This is a genomic window from Desulfobacterales bacterium, from assembly GCA_030066985.1.
Lineage (GTDB): Bacteria > Desulfobacterota > Desulfobacteria > Desulfobacterales > JAHEIW01 > JAHEIW01.
The window spans coordinates 1-17576 of sequence record JASJAN010000053.1; the positions used below are offsets into that span (position 1 = coordinate 1).

At 54.8% G+C, this 17576-nt stretch carries 15 protein-coding genes; all 15 read right to left on the bottom strand.

Annotated elements, in window-relative coordinates:
• Positions 1 to 7 precede the first annotated feature (7 nt).
• A complete protein-coding gene (locus tag QNJ26_20055; protein ID MDJ0987847.1) occupies positions 8 to 634 on the bottom strand; it encodes an NADH:ubiquinone reductase (Na(+)-transporting) subunit D in 627 nt (208 codons plus the stop codon).
• A gap of 1 nt (position 635) precedes the next feature.
• Entirely contained in the window at positions 636 to 1406 is a 771-nt protein-coding gene (locus QNJ26_20060) for a Na(+)-translocating NADH-quinone reductase subunit C (GenBank protein ID MDJ0987848.1), read from the bottom strand.
• Complete coding sequence (locus QNJ26_20065; protein MDJ0987849.1) at positions 1396 to 2610, bottom strand: NADH:ubiquinone reductase (Na(+)-transporting) subunit B; 1215 nt, start codon at positions 2608 to 2610, stop codon at positions 1396 to 1398. The genes QNJ26_20060 and QNJ26_20065 overlap by 11 nt, the downstream gene beginning before the upstream one ends.
• Positions 2611 to 2619: 9 nt before the next feature.
• Positions 2620 to 3966: a Na(+)-translocating NADH-quinone reductase subunit A gene (locus QNJ26_20070; GenBank protein ID MDJ0987850.1), complete on the bottom strand. Its 1347-nt coding sequence runs from the start codon at positions 3964 to 3966 to the stop codon at positions 2620 to 2622.
• A gap of 124 nt (positions 3967 to 4090) precedes the next feature.
• Positions 4091 to 5494, bottom strand: a complete 1404-nt coding sequence (locus QNJ26_20075; GenBank protein ID MDJ0987851.1) for a DASS family sodium-coupled anion symporter — start codon at positions 5492 to 5494, stop codon at positions 4091 to 4093.
• Between the two features lie 121 nt (positions 5495 to 5615).
• Positions 5616 to 7016 (bottom strand): DASS family sodium-coupled anion symporter, encoded by a 1401-nt coding sequence (locus QNJ26_20080; protein ID MDJ0987852.1) that lies wholly within the window; start codon positions 7014 to 7016, stop codon positions 5616 to 5618.
• A 44-nt stretch (positions 7017 to 7060) separates the two neighbouring features.
• On the bottom strand, positions 7061 to 8536 hold the full coding sequence (gabD, locus tag QNJ26_20085; protein ID MDJ0987853.1) for an NADP-dependent succinate-semialdehyde dehydrogenase: 1476 nt from the start codon (positions 8534 to 8536) through the stop codon (positions 7061 to 7063).
• 40 nt (positions 8537 to 8576) lie between these two features.
• Positions 8577 to 10223, bottom strand: coding sequence for an FMN-binding glutamate synthase family protein (locus QNJ26_20090; GenBank protein MDJ0987854.1), 1647 nt, complete (start codon positions 10221 to 10223; stop codon positions 8577 to 8579).
• A 35-nt stretch (positions 10224 to 10258) separates the two neighbouring features.
• Positions 10259 to 11917: an acetolactate synthase large subunit gene (locus QNJ26_20095; GenBank protein ID MDJ0987855.1), complete on the bottom strand. Its 1659-nt coding sequence runs from the start codon at positions 11915 to 11917 to the stop codon at positions 10259 to 10261.
• A gap of 140 nt (positions 11918 to 12057) precedes the next feature.
• The gene (locus QNJ26_20100) at positions 12058 to 12309 is read right to left on the bottom strand and encodes a hypothetical protein (protein MDJ0987856.1); all 252 of its coding nucleotides are present in this window, start codon (positions 12307 to 12309) and stop codon (positions 12058 to 12060) included.
• A 255-nt stretch (positions 12310 to 12564) separates the two neighbouring features.
• On the bottom strand, positions 12565 to 13977 hold the full coding sequence (locus QNJ26_20105; protein MDJ0987857.1) for an MATE family efflux transporter: 1413 nt from the start codon (positions 13975 to 13977) through the stop codon (positions 12565 to 12567).
• Between the two features lie 242 nt (positions 13978 to 14219).
• A complete protein-coding gene (locus QNJ26_20110) occupies positions 14220 to 14402 on the bottom strand; it encodes a hypothetical protein (GenBank protein ID MDJ0987858.1) in 183 nt (60 codons plus the stop codon).
• Positions 14384 to 15628 carry an FMN-binding protein gene (locus tag QNJ26_20115; GenBank protein MDJ0987859.1) on the bottom strand — a complete coding sequence of 415 codons (1245 nt, stop codon included), beginning with the start codon at positions 15626 to 15628 and terminating at the stop codon, positions 14384 to 14386. Before QNJ26_20115 ends, QNJ26_20110 begins: the two co-directional genes overlap by 19 nt.
• Before the next feature lie 2 nt (positions 15629 to 15630).
• Positions 15631 to 15912, bottom strand: coding sequence for a hypothetical protein (locus QNJ26_20120; GenBank protein MDJ0987860.1), 282 nt, complete (start codon positions 15910 to 15912; stop codon positions 15631 to 15633).
• A gap of 11 nt (positions 15913 to 15923) precedes the next feature.
• Positions 15924 to 17462 (bottom strand): reductive dehalogenase, encoded by a 1539-nt coding sequence (locus QNJ26_20125; GenBank protein ID MDJ0987861.1) that lies wholly within the window; start codon positions 17460 to 17462, stop codon positions 15924 to 15926.
• Between the last annotated feature and the right edge of the window lie 114 nt (positions 17463 to 17576).

Sequence of the window (17576 nt, forward strand, 5' to 3'; positions counted from 1 at the left end):
CATAGGACTAGTCCTCTTCGTTTTGCTCGGGTTTCCAGGTTCTGATGGCCCAGATCAGAAAGGCGATCAGAAAAAAAGCGCTCGGCGGCAGCACCATCAGGCCGTTATTGACGTACCAGCCGCCCTGGTTAACGGATTTAAGGATTTCGAAGCCGAATAGTGTGCCCGATCCGAGCAGCTCCCGGAAAAAGGCCACAACGATCAATACCATACCGTAGCCCAGGCCGTTGCCGATGCCGTCCAGCAAGCTTGGCACCGGCGCATTCTTCATCGCAAATGCTTCAGCACGCCCCATGACAATGCAGTTGGTGATGATCAGACCGACATACACCGACAGCTGTTTGCTGACGTCAAACAGAAAGGCCTCCAGGACCTGGGCCACCACGATCACCAGGGATGCAATAATGGTGATTTGCACCCCGATGCGAATACTGCCCGGCACCTGATTGCGAATCAGACTGATGGCGAAATTGGAACAGGCCACCACAACGGTAACGCAGATGGTCATTACGACTGCGGTTTGCAATTTGCCGGTCACCGCCAGGGCCGAGCAAATACCCAGCACCCCCAGGGTAACCGGATTGAGGTTGAAAATAGGATCCCACAACAGTTCTTTAATTTTCGGTTCTGCCATTTTATGCTCCTTTGGCCTGCAGACGTTCCAGCAGTTTTTTAAAACCGTCGTCGCCCAGCCAGAATTTAACTAAATTGGTGACGCCGTTGGCGGTCAGGGTTGCACCGGATAGCCCATCGACCTGGTGAGGATTGTTTTTGTCGGCTACGCCCTTAACGACGTGCAATTGCAAGCTGCCGTCTTTATCGTATAGCTTCTTTCCCGTCCATTTGGCTTTCCAATCGGGGTTGTCGATTTCGCCGCCAAGTCCCGGGGTTTCGGCATGCTCGTAGAAGGTGATACCCCGCACCGTGTTCAGATCACCATCCAGCGCCAGAAATCCATAAAGGGTTGACCACAGACCTTTGCCGTCAATGGGCACAATCACCTGATCGAGCTGGTCGTCCTTTTTGACCAGATACACCAACGAATACTTCTCCCGGCGCCCAATTCCCGCCAAATCCTTCTCCGGCGGTATTTTGTCACTCATTTGAGGGTCCTTGGCGGCCGCTCTTTGATCATAAGTTTCCGGATCCATTTGTTGATCTTCGGATACATAGTCTCCGGTGGCCAAATCAACAATGCGCGGTTCGATCTGTTTATACGCTTCTTCCACCGGGGTCTGAGCATCGTAGAGTCCGGCCACGATCAGGATATTTTTTTTACGATCCCGAACCTTGTTGGCCTCCTGCATAGGGCGCAATCCAATTGCCGCTCCCGAGACCAGCAACGAACAGATCGCGGCCAAGACGATTGCCACAATAAACGTTTTACTAACAGATTCACGTGCCATTTCTTATTTTCCTTCTTTTGATATTGGCTTGCAAAACGAAGAAGTCGATGACTGGCGCAAAAACATTGGCCAACAATATGGCCACCATGACTCCTTCGGGGTAGGCCGGGTTGATCACTCGGATGAGAATCGTCAATATGCCGGCTATGGCGCCATAAAACCATTTTCCTGTTTTAGTAAGGGTTGCCGAGACCGGATCGGTGATACAAAAAACCAGACCAAAGGCAAAACTGCCCACCACCAGATGCCACCAGGGCGGCATCAGAAACATCGGATTGGTATCACTGCCGATGACCCACAGCAACGCTGAAAACCCCATACCGCCGATCAGCATTGACAACATGATGCGCCAGGAGCCAACCCCGGTATAAGCAATAATAATGGCGCCGATCAGACATGCCAGGGCGGAGGTTTCCCCCAGTGACCCCGGTTCGATGCCCAAAAATGCCTGGGTCCAGCTCACATTGATAGCCTCCATGCCGGTGCTCATATTCGTGGTGCCCAGGGCGGTCAGCGGTGTGGCCCCGCTGAATCCATCGACCACCACCCAGACCGCATCGCCGCTGTTCTGGCCCGGGTAGGCAAAATACAGAAAGGCGCGTCCGGCAAGGGCAGGATTAACAAAGTTTCTGCCGGTGCCGCCAAACAGCTCCTTGGCCACCACAACACCGAAGCTGATCCCCAGCGCCACCTGCCATAACGGTATCGTCGGCGGCAGCGAAAGCGGAAAAATCAAACTGCTGACTAATAAACCTTCATTAACATCTTCCTTGCGGACGATCCCAAACAACACTTCCCAGAATCCACCCACCGCAACGCTGACAAAATAAATCGGAATAAAGTACAGCGCCCCGTGGAGGATGTTGGCCACAAAACTGTTGGGATCGTAACCGACCAGAGCGGTCAGGATGGCGCCGCGCCAGCCCGGCGCCGCAGTAATGTTCATGGCCTGCATCGCCATGTTGGCCTGATTGCCGGTATTCCACATGGCCATGAAAACGCATGGCAAGAGGGCATAGACCACCAGTGTCATGATGCGTTTCACATCCACAGAGTCGCGCACGTGTGGCTCGACAGTGGTGACCTCGTCGGTGGAATACAGAAACGTGTCGGTGGCTTCAAAAAGGGGATATAATCTTTCCAGCTTTCCGCCTTCTTCGAAGGCCGGCCTTGCTTTGTCGAGTAACTGTCTGAGTGACTTCATGGTTCGCTTTTATCCTTCTTTTTCAATATGAGTTAAAACGTTACGCAACAACGGTCCGTAATTGTATTTGCCGGGACAGACAAATGCACACAGGGCCAGATCTTCCTCATCGAATTCCAGGCAGCCCAATTCCTGAGCTTTTTCGCTGTCCCCGATAATCAAGGCGCGCAAGAAATAGGGCGGGTTGATATCCAGAGGCATTACCTTCTCATAGGAGCCGATGGGTATCATCGCGCGCCGGTTGCCTTCAGCCGAGCTGGAGAAAGCACGCTTGCGGCGGCGGCCAAATATTGCGGATGCGTACAGGGCCTTGATCGAAAAGCGGTCAAAGCCGGCCAGCGCCCAGCCCAGAAATTCCCGTTCGCGCCCTTCGGCAATGGCCGACAACTGCAAATGGGGGCGTCCCAAAAAAGCAGTGCCATCTGCGGCTTGCCGGCCCGAAAGCACCGAACCGGATATGACGCGCACGTTATCCTGGCTCAACTCAGCGGCCACCAATTCATCGATGGCGGCGCCCACCCGCGTGCGGATCAAGCGCGGTTTTTTTACGGCTGGGCCTGCCAGGGAAATCACCCGCTCCAGGTACAGCCGTCCGGTGGTAAACAACCGTCCGATGGCAATAACATCCTGGTAGTTGATGCTCCAGACCGTCTTTTGATCGCTGACCGGATCCAAAAAGTGAATGTGCGTGCCGGCCAGGCCGGCCGGATGAGGACCGGCGAACGCCTGCATCGATACATTGGCGATCCCATCACCCGGGATATCGGCACCGGGCCGCTTGCAGACATACAGCGGGCCGTCGGTCAGCCGCGACAGAATTTTCAAGCCATGGGTAAAATCCTCGGCCTGCTCCTTGATGATAAGCGTAGGATCGGCTGCCAGTGGGTTGGTATCCATGGCGGTCACGAAAATGGAGTGGGGTGTGCTATCGGGAGCCGGCACCTTGCTGTAAGGCCGTGTACGCAATACCGTCCACTGGCCGGATTGAATCAGCACTTCTTGCACTTTATCACGCTCGAGATTGTCCAGTTCTTCGGCGCTGAAGGATGGGAACGTTTCTTCTTCCTCGCCATCGAGCTCGATGACCATGGACTCAAATTTGCGCTTGGCGCCGCGGTTGACGGCAACCACCTTGCCGCAGCCGGGGGAGGTATATTGCACCCCCGGTGTTTTTTTATCTTCAAAAAGCACCTGCCCCAGTTTGACCGCATCGCCCAATTGAATCGCCATTTTGGGCTTCATGCCGATGTAATCGTCGCCCAACAAAGCAACACGGCTCACCGCCGGCCCGCTATCGATGTCCTGGGCCGGTGCGCCGCTGATGGGCAGATCCAAACCTTTGCGAATTTTAAACATGTTTCATTTCCTTAAATTAAAAATTTAGGTATTAATATGCAAGATTTTAATAATACTCTATATATAATTATTTATTTGGGTAATAATTATCACTTTACATTAATTTTCATGCAATATTTAGGTATTACATGACCACCACTAATATCCAGGGTGTACCGATGATCAAAAAGATCAGCAGGTTGGTTAAGGTAATCATTCCGCCCATACGGTACATGTCTCCCTGCTTGAGATAACCGCTGCCGGCACACAGCACATTGGCACCAGCTGCCTGAGGGGTAATCGCGGAAAAAAAGTTGGTGGCAAACAGCAGCATCAAGGCCAAAAGCATCGGCGGCACCCCGGAATTAATCCCCACCCCCAAGAATACGCCATAAAGCGCCAGCATCTGGGCAGTCTGGCTGACAAAAACATAGTGCAGTACCACATACAACACCACGATGGCCACATACACCACAGGCCAGCTCAAGCCCTGAAGATCCGAAGCCAGCTGGTTGCCTACCGCCTTCATAAACCCCAACTCGTTTAACTGGCTACTCATGGTATACAAAATCGAAAACCAGATAAAGGTGCTCAGAGCCCCCCCTCCCTGGGCTTTGAGGTCGTCTATCGTAAATATTCCGGCAACCATCAACACAGCCAGCCCCCCGAAGGCCACAGCGGTCTTGTCAACCCCCAGTTTCCCCGATAAAGCCCATAAGGTCACCATGGTCGCAAAAACGATGGCGGTGATCCACTCATCCCTGGACATAGGCCCCATCTTTTGCAGTTCTTCGGCAGCCGCTTTAGGGGCCTCAGGGGTTTCTTTGACTTCCGGGGCGAACAGTTTGTAGAGCAAAAAGGGCAGGATCATAAAACCTACGAGCACCGGCACACTGGCCGCCAGAAACCAGGACCCGAAGCTGATGCCTTCAACCCCGGCGTCGGCCGCCATTTTGGCGCCAATCGGATTGGCCACCATTGCGGTTAACCATAGGCTCGATGAAAGGGAGAGCCCGGCCATGCAGTTCATCATCAGGTAACTGCCCATCTTTTTTTCGGTACCGTTTTCGACTTTGGAGCCGCCTCCGCGGGCCAGCGCCAGAGTGATCGGGTACAGAACCCCCGAGCGCGCCACATTACTGGGAAATGCCGGAGCGATCAGCATATCGGTAAACACCATGCAGTAACCCAGCCGCAGCGTGGATTTGCCGAATTTGCTGATCAGCATATAGGCTATGCGCTTGCCTAGACCGGATTTGATCACGGCGCTGGCCACCAGAAAGGCGACCACAATCAACAGAATAAATCCCTTGCCGAAACCCGAATAGGCCTTGACCGGATCCAGTACCCCCAGAAGAATGGCCGCCACCACCGCAATGATGGCTGTGGTCAGAATCGGGTTGGCGCCGATGACCACCGCCAATATACAGGTAATAAAAATGGCGAACAGATGCCAGGCCTGAAGGGTTACGCCCCAGGGCGGCGGCACAAACCACAGGATAGTTAAAAATACGAGCATGATTATGACACGCGGCAGTTTGATATCCATGACGATTTTTTATAATTCAGCAAAATATTTTGTGACTGTAACTTTCGTTCCTTTTTTATTAGGATCCTTAACCGCGTTAACTCAGATTCCGGTTGAACCGGTTAGCAAACGCCATGCGTGGTTACTTCATGACCAGCAATATCCAGGGCGTTCCAATGATCAGAAAGATAATTAGATTGGTCAACGTGATAATGCCGCCCATGCGATACATGTCGCCCTGCTGCAGATAGCCGCTGCCGGCACACAGCACATTGGCGCTGGAGCCCTGGGGGGTGATGGCCGCAAAAAAATTGGTGGCAAACAGCAGCATGAATGCGATCAGCAGCGGCGGCACACCGGAGTTCACCGCCACCCCTAAAAATACGCTGTAAAGCGCCAGCATCTGAGCGGTTTGACTGACAAAAACATAGTGCAGCACCACATACAACACCACGATAGCCACATAAACCACCGGCCAGCTCAGCCCCTGCAGACCCTGCGACAGCTGGTTGCCCACCGCCGTCATAAACCCCAGCTCGTTTAACTGGCTACTCATGGTGTACAGAATCGAAAACCAGATAAAGGTGCCCAACGCATCGCCCTGGGTTTTGAGATCTTCCAGGGTGAATATGCCGGCCACCATCAAGACCGCCAGCCCTCCGAAGGCCACGGCGGTTTTATCCACCCCCAGCTTACCTGACAGCGCCCATAGGATCACCATGGCCACAAAGGTGATGCCTGTGATCCACTCATCCCTGGACATGGGGCCCATTTTTTTGAGCTCCTCTGCAGCGGCCTGGGGGGCTTCAGGGGTTTCTTTGACTTCGGGAGAAAACAGTTTGTACAGCAAAAACGGCACGATAATCAGCGAAGCCAGGGTGGGAACACTGGCCGCCAGAAACCAGGAGCCGAAGTTGATGCCTTCAATACCGGCATCGGCCGCCATTTTGGCGCCCACCGGATTGGCCGCCATACCGGTAAACCACAGGGTCGAGGACAGGGTCAGCCCGGCAATACAGTTCATCATCAGATAGCTGCCCATTTTTTTCTGGGTGCCGTCTTCGACTTTGGAGCCGCTGCCGCGCGCCAGCGCCAGGGTAATCGGATACAATACCCCCGAGCGGGCCGTGTTGCTGGGAAAGGCCGGCGCGATCACCGCGTCGGTGATCACCATGCAGTAGCCCAGCCGCAGCGTGGATTTGCCGAATTTGCTGACCAGCATATAGGCGATGCGGTTGCCCAGCCCGGACTTGATCACCCCGTTGGCCACCAGAAAGGCCACCACGATCAGCAGGATAAAGCCCTTGCCAAAACCCGAATAGGCCTTGACCGGATCCAGCACCCCCAGAAAAATTGCCGCTACGCACGCAATGATGGCCGTGGTCAGAATCGGGTTGGCGCCGATGACCACCGCCAAAATACAGGTTATAAAGATGGAAAACAAATGCCAGGCCTGAACGGTAATCCCCCAGGGCGGCGGGATAAACCACAGAATCGCCAGAAAGGCGAGCATGATGCCGACACGTACAGGTTTAACTTCCATGATTATTCTCCTTTTCGCGCCAAACCGTCAATTGGCACCCGATATCAACCAGTTTGCGGTGTTTCCTTGATCCCGCCCATGCATAGGTATTTGATTTCCATGTAGTCTTCCATGCCGTACTTGGAGCCCTCGCGTCCGAAGCCGGATTCCTTAACACCGCCAAATGGCGCTACGGCGGATGAAATCAACCCGGCATTGATGCCCACGATGCCGTACTCGAGCCCTTCGGAGACGCGAAAGATGCGGCCCACGTCGCGGGTGTAAAAATATGACGCCAGCCCGAACTCGGTGTCGTTGGCCATCCGGATGGCTTCTTTTTCGGTTTTAAAACGAAACAGCGGCGCAAAGGGGCCGAAGGTTTCTTCTTTGGCGACCCGCGCCTCGGTGGTAACATCGGTCATTACCGTGGGCTCGTAAAAACTTTGGCCCAGCTCGTGGCGCTTGCCGCCGAGCAGCACCTTGCCGCCCTTGTCCACTGCATCCTGGACGAGCTCTTCAACGATCTCCATGGCGCCCACATCGATCAGGGGGCCTTGCTCGACGTCTTCCTCCATGCCGTTGCCGACTTTCATTTTGCCGACGGCAGCCACCAGCTTTTCGGCAAAGGCGTCGTAGACCCCATCCTGTACCAGCAGCCGGTTGGTGCACACGCAGGTCTGTCCGGTGTTGCGGAACTTGGATTCAATCGCCCCCTGCACGGCTGCATCCAGATCGGCATCATCAAAGACGATAAAAGGGGCATTGCCGCCCAGCTCCATGGACGTTTTCTTAACCGTAGCGGCGCACTGTTCGATGAGTTTTTTGCCGATTTCAGTGGAGCCGGTAAAGGTCAGCTTGCGCACAATGGGGTTGCTGGTCAGCTCACCGCCGATGGCACGCGCCGATCCGGTGACGACGCTCAACGCTCCGGGCGGAAGCCCCGCGCGTTCGCCCAGCTCAGCCAAGGCCAGCGCGGAAAAGGGTGTGGCCGTGGCCGGCTTGATCACCTGAGTGCAGCCGGCAGCAAGCGCCGGCGCCGATTTGCGGGTGATCATAGCGGCCGGAAAATTCCAGGGTGTCACGGCTGCGGTTACGCCCACCGGCTGCTTGATAAGAACGATGCGTTTGTCGTTTGAATGGGCCGGCACCGTATCGCCGTATACCCGCCGGGCCTCCTCCGCAAACCATTCGATGTAGGAAGCGGCATAGTTGATCTCGCCGCGGGACTCGTTGATGGGTTTGCCCTGTTCGGCCGTCATGATAATCGACAGATCCTCTCTGTGCTCGATCATCAGATCAAACCAGCGGCGCAGCACCTGGGACTTTTCGTAAGCGGTTGTCTTGCGCCAGGAAAAAAATGCCTCCTCGGCGGCTTCGATGGCCCGCCGGGTTTCTTCGGCGCCCATGTTGGGAACGGTGCCCAGTTTTTCGCCGGTGGCCGGGTTGGTCACATCGATGCTTTCGCCGCTGTCAGCGTCTAACCATTGGCCATTGATGTAGCACTGCTGGCGGAACAGGTTTTTATCTTTTAGCTTCAGCATGGGTTTTTCCTCCATTATTTATGGATTTGTAATCTAAATCCTATCCCTTATAGTCTGTGGAATGAAAGCTATCGGCAGTGGCTTTTTCCCAGTACTGGGTAAATATGGGATGATCCGAGCCAGCGACCAATTCACCCGGTTCGAGGAAATCATAAACTTCGGCCAGGCTTTTGACTTCGGTTGAGCTCGTGCGCATCATAATGTGCTCCGGGCTGAGCTCGGACGGATGTCTGAGACCAGCGGCGGCAATGATTTCCTTGAGGACGGAAATGGTACCTTCGTGGTACTGGTAGACCCGTTGGGCCTTGTCTGAGACCACCAGGGCCTTTTGCATCTTAGGATCCGTGGTGGTGATGCCCACCGGGCATTCGTTGGAGTGGCAGCGCTGGGTTTGCAGACAGCCCAAAGCGAACAAAAACCCACGGGCCGAGTTGGCATAGTCGGCGCCGATAGCCATGCCCGCGGCGATCAGGCCGGGTGAGACCATCTTGCCGCTCACGCCGACGCGGATCTTTTCCCTCACGCCCGCACCCACCAGGGCATTCTGGACGAAAACCAGCCCCTCGCGCAGCGGGGTGCCCATACGGTCGGACAGTTCAAGGGGTGCGGCCCCGGTGCCGCCTTCGCCGCCGTCGACCACGATAAAATCGGGAGTGATGTCGGTTTTCAGCATGGCCTTGCAGATCGCCATGAATTCCCACGGATGGCCGACACAGAGTTTGAACCCCAGGGGCTTTCCCCCGGAAAGCTCGCGCAATTTGGCCACAAACTCCAGTAGGCCAATGGGGGTTGAAAATTCCTTGTGATAGGCTGGTGATTCACAGGTCGTGCCGATGGGGACTTTGCGCGCCTCGGCGATCTCGGCCGTGACCTTGGCGCCGGGCAGAATGCCGCCGTGTCCGGGTTTGGCCCCCTGGGAGAGTTTGATTTCCACCATTTTAACCTGATCATCCTGGCTCTGTTCGGCAAACAGGTCGGGATCAAAGTTGCCATCATCCTTACGGCAGCCAAAATACCCGCTGCCGATCTGCCAGTTGAGATCCCCGCCGGGCTGGCGGTGGTATCTGCTGATACCGCCTTCGCCGGTGCAGTGGTAGAAATTGCCCTTTTTAGCGCCGGTGTTCAGCGCCAGCATGGCGTTGGGCCCCAGGGAACCAAAACTCATAGCTGAAATGTTGAATACCGAGGCCGAGTAGGGCTTGCTGCACTGGGGGCCGCCGATGGTCACCCGCAAATCATCTTCGGCTACCGGCCGGGGTGTCAGGGAATGATTGAGCCACTCGTAGTTGGGCGCATACACGTCCATTTCGGTACCGAAGGGTTTTTTGGCCTCAAGGCCCTTGGCGCGTTGGTACATGAGCGAGCGCCAGTCCCGATTGAAGGGCGCCCCGTCCTGGTTGCTTTCGATAAAGTACTGGTGAATCGGTGCCCCCAACGCTTCCAGGAAAAACCGCATGCGCCCCAGGATTGGATAATTGCGCAGCAGGCTGTGCTTGTCCTGGGAATAATCGTAAAGCCCCAGCAGGGCCAATGGCAGGAAAACGATCAGCGGCCACCAGAAATGATAACTGAAAACAAAACCGAGAACCAAAAACAGGATGGTGAGCACGATGCTGACCTGCATGGGCACCAGACGAATCCGGGTTTCCGCCGAAAACATAACGGAACGATGTTTGGGTTTTTCCATGGTATTTTACCTCCTAAATTGCTCCTGGGGCCTTTTTAATGGGCAATAATTTCTCCCAGGCGTTTGGTAAGTTTCATATTTTCATCATAATCCACCGGCACGATCACCAGGGTGGGTTTTGATTGTTCTTTAAAAGCCTTTTTTAAGGCCGGCACTAACTTATCAGCCGCTTTGACCTCGATGGGCTGCCAGCCGAAGGCACCCGCCAGTTTAACAAAATCAGGGTTTACCAGATCGATGTTTGAGTGCTTGTCGAAGCGGGCTTCCTGCTTCCATTTGATCAGGCCATACTGGTTGTCCACCCACAGCAGGACAGTGATCGGTTTCTCATAGCGCACGGCCGTAATCAAATCCTGCACGTTCATCATAAACCCGCCGTCTCCGCACAGGGCCACGACATTGCGATCCGGATAGACATGCTTGGCCGCCATGGCCCCCGGCACGGAGCCGGACATGCTGCAAAAACCGTTGGAGATAATGCAGGTACCCGGCTCGTAGGCCGGGTACTGGCGTGCGACCCACATTTTATGGGCACCCACGTCGCTGATCAAAATGTCATCAGCCCCCATCACAGAACGCAGATCGCTGAGGATGCGTTGGGGTTTCATGGGAAATCCGTCGTCATCATTGTGCTCCGCGAGCTCGGCCATCATGGTCTGGCGCACTCCGCTCATGGTCTCTACATAGCTGTCGCTGCGGGCCGCCGTGTGTTCATCGGTCAATCCGGCCGTCAGGGCGCTCAAGGCGCTGCGAATATCGCCAATGATCTCCACGTCGATGTTATATTGATAGTCGACTTCCGCCGGCTGGGTGTCGATATGGATAATTTTTTTGGGTTCACCCACATTCCAGCGATCCGGATGCCACTCCACCATGTCGTAGCCCAGAGTGATGACCAGATCGGCTTTCTCGAACCCTTCCAGGGCCAGATCCCTTGCTCCCAGCCCCACGGTGGCAAAGGCATGGTCATTTTTAATTGATATGGCGCCTTTGCCCATGAATGTCTCGGCCCCATAGATGCCGGATTTGTCCGCAAAGGCCTCCACTTCCGTTCGGGCCCGGGCGCGCACGCATCCCAGCCCCACCAGCATGACCGGAAATTTGCTTTCGGCAATCAGTTTCAGTGCCGCTACAATCCGGTTGGGATCGACACCGGTCTTTTCGACGTCGGCTTTGCCGCGGATGGGCTCGAGATCGCTTTCGCCATGGGCAACATCCTCGGGCAGCTCGATGACCGTTACACCGGGTTTTTCACTGGTCGCTATTCTGAAGGCCTTGCGCACGATTTCCGGAATATTGTCCGGCTTCATGACGGTAGTGGTCCATTTGGTCAGGGGCTTGAACATGGTAACGGCATCCATGTTCTGGTGGGACTCCTTGTGCAGGCGATAGGTTCCGGCCTGGCCGATAATGCCCACCACAGGCGAGCAGTCCATATTGGCCTGGCCCAGTCCGGTAGTCAGGTTGGTGGCACCGGGTCCCAGGGTGGCCAGACACACACCGGGCTTGCCGGTCATGCGGCCGTACATGTCGGCCATAAACGCTGCGGCCTGCTCATGCCGGCAAATAACAAATTTAATTTTGGAGTCGAGCAAGGATATCATGAAGTCGGCATTTTCCTCACCGGGAATGCCGAAAATCGTATCAACGCCCTCGGCTTCCAGGCATTTTAAAAACAGATCAGATGCTTTCATTGGGTATCTCCTTTTTGTTCTTAAAAGGTTATCTGATTATAGAAATTTCCCCCAGCCAGGACCTTGCTCCAGAGTGTTTCTTTGGCCTCGGGTTTTATAGTCAGCTTGACAGATGATCTTTGCTCTCTTTATTTAATACGCTAAAATGTCTCCTGCAGGCTCTGAATGATCTCCTGCTCCAATTCTGTGATCAGTTGCGAGTATTCCCGCTGCCGGCTGGGCGCCTCGGCATGTTTGGATTGGCTCCAGTGCTCAAGAGCCTTATTACATTTTTGGTAGCTCTGGCAGAGGGATTGAAAGGATTCGCTAGTACGATATCGCTGCCGTAAATCGTCCTTTCGGTCCGGAAAACGCTCCATGACTAAGAACAGACTTGGATGAATGACTGCCATTGCTTTGCCTAAAGATCCTTTCCGTCCAATCGATCTGCGACAACTAAAAGCGCTATATGTTTTATTCAGATATGTGATCTTAAATGTCGCTTACGATTTTTTTGTTATTGTTATCTGTAATTTACTATTTGATGCCTGTGTACTAAATTTAGGATAAACAAACGGCGTTTAGGATTAAACTGTAGCGCGTATCAAAAAATTCCCTTTTATAACAATATATTGAGAAAAATTTTTAATATATACCTAAATTCTGTTTTATGCGTATCGCACCTGAAGCGGCATGCCTTGACTTCGGAGCTCAATACCGATCCAGACAACCGTCAGTAGAATCGATAAAACGTCGGCCACCGGAAATGCCATCCAGAGGCCAACCACGCCAAATAGCCTTGGCAGTATCAGAAGCGCCGGGATTAAAAACAGCACCTGCCGCGCTGAAGACAGAATAAAAGACGGTATTCCCTTGCCGATTCCCTGAAAGAAAAAACTGACGATGATCTGGAGCTGGATAGCGAAAAATAACAGGACAAAGATCCGCAGGGTGCGCACGCCTTCGGCGATAAAACGCGGATCAGAATTGAAGGTTGATATGACCTGGGCCGGAAAAATCATAAATATCAGCCAGCAAAACAATCCCCAGCCCAAACCAAGCAACCCCGCCTTGATGACCACTTCACCAACCCGCTCCTTTTGATTGGCGCCAAAGTTGAATCCGATTAGCGGCAGCATTCCCTGTCCCAATCCCATGGTGGGCATAAATGCAAAACGCGCCAGTCGGAAGACGACTCCCAGTACGGCCAATGGTATTACACCGAAAGAAGCAGCGATCGTGGCTGCCAATGCCATCACCGCTGCCAGGGCGACCATCCGGAAAATGGTGGCAAGTCCAACGCGGTATATTTCAATTAGGATATGTTTGCTGGGCAGAAAGTTCGCCAGACCAAATGTATAGGCGCTGCGACCGGATAAAAAGGTGTAGATGAATACGCTTAACCCTGCAGCGTGGCCGATGACGGTGGCTATGGCCGCTCCGGCCATTTCCATGCGGGGGATGGGTCCGAAACCAAAAATAAGAATCGGATCCAGGATAATATTTGTTAAGGTCGCGACGATCACAGCAACGCTGGCGATCACAGGGCTGCCCTCAGCACGCAAAATGTTGCCGATAACAATAAAAGCAGAGTGCAGGAAGGCGAATGCGGCTAATACGAACATGTATCTTTTTGCCAGTGGCAGGACATCCCCGCTAGCCCCGAAAAGATGCAGGATGGGTTCTAAATTGGATAAGTAGATAATGCCGGTCAGCACACCGATCAGAACCGCTAAAGTAATGGCGACGCAGGCGCATCGATTGGCGCGCTTATGGTTTCCAGCACCCAAAGTACGCGATATAAACGATTCGGCCCCAACACCGGTACCCATACTAACGGCCATACATATCAATATCGGCGGAAAGACCACCAGCAAGGCCCCCAGGGCCTCCGGCCCTAAACGTCCGATAAAAATGGCGTCGATAACGGTATAGCTGGCCGCCACAACCATTGACAATATCGCCGGACCTGAAAACCGCATCAGCAGTTTCCAGACGGGCCCATGGCCCATGGCCGCCGCTTTTTTACTTGCAGCTTCCCGGGCGCGGTTTAATCCGATATTAGATCCTGTTGCGGACATACGTTAAGGTCCTGTTGCGAATTCCGATAGTGAAAACATGGCTATTTGGCTTAAGCTCTGGTTTCAGGTGTCCCGCCTTCGCCCTTTAGGCTACGGCGGGCAAGCTGGTGTCGGGTGTCAGGTGTCCCGCCTTCGCCTATTAGGCTACGGTGGGCAGGCAGGTGTCAGTGAATACCAAATCCTGAAACCTGAACACTGCGTGTGTAATAGGGCACAAAAAGCTCGCACCATTGAGCCTACGGCTAGTCCTGCTTGTCCTGGGCCTTTTCCTTTATGCGCTCAATGGCGACCAGTACCGGATCGTGGTCGGTCAGAAAGAAAGACCTAAACGTTTGCGCAAAGAATGCGAACACGCAAAGCAGCGTGACGACCGCGAGGGCGGTCGTTACCTTGGTGTGCCACGGTTTTACTTCTCTTTTTGCCATAAGTCACCTTTGTCTTCCGGTTCGGCCGGAAGCGTTTCTTCTGCCTTCGGCTTGGCCGCACCTTTTTTAGACCCACCCAGCACCCGCTTCCGACCCCGCACTATGCTGTTCAGCGTATGGCCCACGGGGCAAAACAGCCGGCACCAGAAATTCAATACGAAGAAGGAACCGACCAGTGACAGCGGTAGGATATACCAATGCACCCCCGTCCCGGTGAGCGAGAATATCAGGCTGAAGGGCTCGTAGGAACCCAGCGTGGGGTGGGAGGACAGAAAAATCAACATGAGCGCGGTCCAGGTCATCAAGCCGACAACCGTGCGCGCCGACTTTTGCACGCCGCGCTTGACGGCCAAATTGATGCCGCTGATCTTATTCAGGGCCCGCTCCACGTACTGGAAGGGGCAGACATTCCCGCAATAGATATTTTTGCCCAGAATCAGCACGCTGCCCAACGCGCCGATCATTATGATCCACCACAGGGTATTCTCCTTGAAGCCTGGAATATAGCCCAGCACGATTCCGGACAGCTGCCCGATCGACAGGGACGAGTTCGTGTAGATGCCGACGAAACCCAGTGCCACAAACGGCATCGCCAGCCGGCCCCATTTTGCGGGCTTTCCCTTGGCATAGGCCACGATGAAGGCCAGGACGAAAACCGCAATCAGCCCGATCTCTTTCACGCCGAAGTTCCATGCCGGCTGCTTCCAGGTGGGTTTCAGCTTGAAATGCTCGGTGGCCGCGATGTGCATAGCATTGCGCACTGCCGTCGTGAAGCCTTGAGAGGATACGGTCGCCCCCGACACGGCATTGATGTCCTCGTTCAGCAGAAAATCGGCGGAAACCGTTTTGCCGCCAAACTGACGGAAGAATTGATTCCTTTTCAGTTTCTCGAAATAGGCCGGGGTTTCCTTGTTGCGCAGATTGAGGATTTCGGCGATCTTGCCTTCCGCGCTGGCCCTGATCCCGATGATCAACGGTCCGCCGTACCCCTCGGCTTCGGAAATGACCACATAGCTGTCCTCGGTCTCGTCGCGAAACACGATCTGCCCCCCTTCGGCCTCCGTCACACGCGTGAGCTTGTGGTCGGCCAGCAGCGCCTGGAGCAGCGCCTGGTAATCGGGCTTGGCCGCGATCTGCCCGATGATAAATGCTATCACCAGGGTCGCGAACCCGAGCGGAAACGCCAGCCGCTGCCAGAGGGTTTTATGCTTTTTGTCGGTTGCCATGCTTAGCCCCCTTTCAGGCCCGGCGCCACCCAGTAACGATAGGCCAGGACCATGGCGACGATCCCCGGTCCGGTAAAAAGCGTCAGTGCCAAAGCGCCGGAGGTGGGGATGTCCTCGTGGAAGGAAGAGCCGGCCCAGGCGATACCGAACATCACCATGAAGGCACCGCCGATCAGCACGGCCCAGGCATACCACGGTGCCTTGACGCGAATTGATGCATATGCGAAGCCGAACACGCAGAGCGTGAACATTATGCCCAAAACAAACCACTGAATACTTTCCATTGTTACCTCCTTTAGCTTCTGCCGGCTGTGGCGATGTTATTCTTCATACTTGGATTGACGCGCATGCCTTTGCCGGTCTCCCAGAACTTATCAACCTTGGACGGATCACCGGTGCGGCCGTAGCCGAACAGGGGATGCATATGGGACATCAGCGTATGCAGGAAACCCGGTGCGACCGTGGTCGAGGCCATGCTCAGCCAATGGTGCCAGTAGTCGGGCTCGTTGTAGGTACAGGCGGTGACGCAGTTGCCGCACGCGCTGTCATTCTCGAGCCAGAAGTCAAAGCACTTCTTGGCGTCGCTATGAAACTTCAGCACCCCGGCATGGTTGTTCCAGGTATAGCCGGGCTCATCACTGAACTCGTATTGGGGTTTATACCCCCAACCGCTGCCCGGGTCTTCGACCTTGGGTAACGCATTGGAAGGGCAGGCCTTGGCGCACTCGCCACAGCTCAGACAGAACTTCGCCATGCCCCAGTCGTGGGGCTTGTCGTATTCGACGAACTCGAAATCGGTATAGACCTTGCAAAGGCGGACGCGGGGGCCGATACCGGGTACCATCAACTGCGAGTGGCGCCCTGCTTCGCCAAGCCCGGCCGCAACGCCATAAGCCACGCTCATGCCCAGATCGTTGCCGGCGCCGACGGCTTGGTAGCCCAGGCCACGCAGGAACTTGGCCATTTGATTGGCTATCTGGGCCATAATGACATAGCCATGGCCGATGGCAGCCTCTGCGGTCCAGGCTGGTGCGGTGGCCATGGCGTCGTAGTCCATGGGCATCGCCATCACGATCACGGTCTTGGGCTCGAAGGGGAAGTCCCTTTCCCAGGTCAGGGTACGCGACTTTTCGATGTCATAGAGCGGGTCGTAGTCCCAGCGCTTGTCGCGCGGGGTGATGCCGCAGCGGACCGCACCCCAGACGCGCGCGGCGCTCTTGATGGCCCAGGCCGCATCGCGCTTCGATTTAAACTCATATTTCTCCTTCTCCACGTCGGACTGATCCCAGCCCAGTACGCGCGTATTGGGCTGGCTGTGGGCCATGGTCCACGTCTCGGCCGATTTGAGCGGGTTCCAGGCCGCGTGGTGCAGGGCTTTATCCAGCTGGGTGTAGCCCGGCTTGCTGTTGTCCCACGGCACGCGGTGCTCAAAATGCGACGCGCCCTCGTAGAAGTGGAACTTCTTATTTTGGAGCCGGCTGTACTGCTCGTTGCGCTCGGGATGCTGTTCGTTGAGAGTTTTGCTGGTGGCAAAGGTCAGGATCACGTTTCGCTGGTCCATTGGTTTGAGGGTTTCGTCGGTTTTGATGGCCGCGTCCATGTTGTCCATGGCGCGCCCGTTGATGGCGACCTTGGCTCCCGCGTAGGTGAGGCCCCCGCCGGCCAGGGCGATGCCGCCGCCGATGGCCACCCGTTTGAAAAAACTGCGTCGGGATGGGTCGTCCGGCCTATCTTCACGGCCCTTGGCGGGTGAGGCCTCGGGTTCGCTGGCCTGGTCCTCGGGGGCATCGCTCTGATCTTGCGGGCCATTAGTTTCCGGTGTTTCAGTTGTCATGATTGCACCTCCGAAAATAAAGATTAAATGGAACTAGTGTTTTGATGACTGTCTACTAAGGTAAAATAAATGAATCGTGTTTACTAAGATTTAATGCCAAATGATAAAAAGATC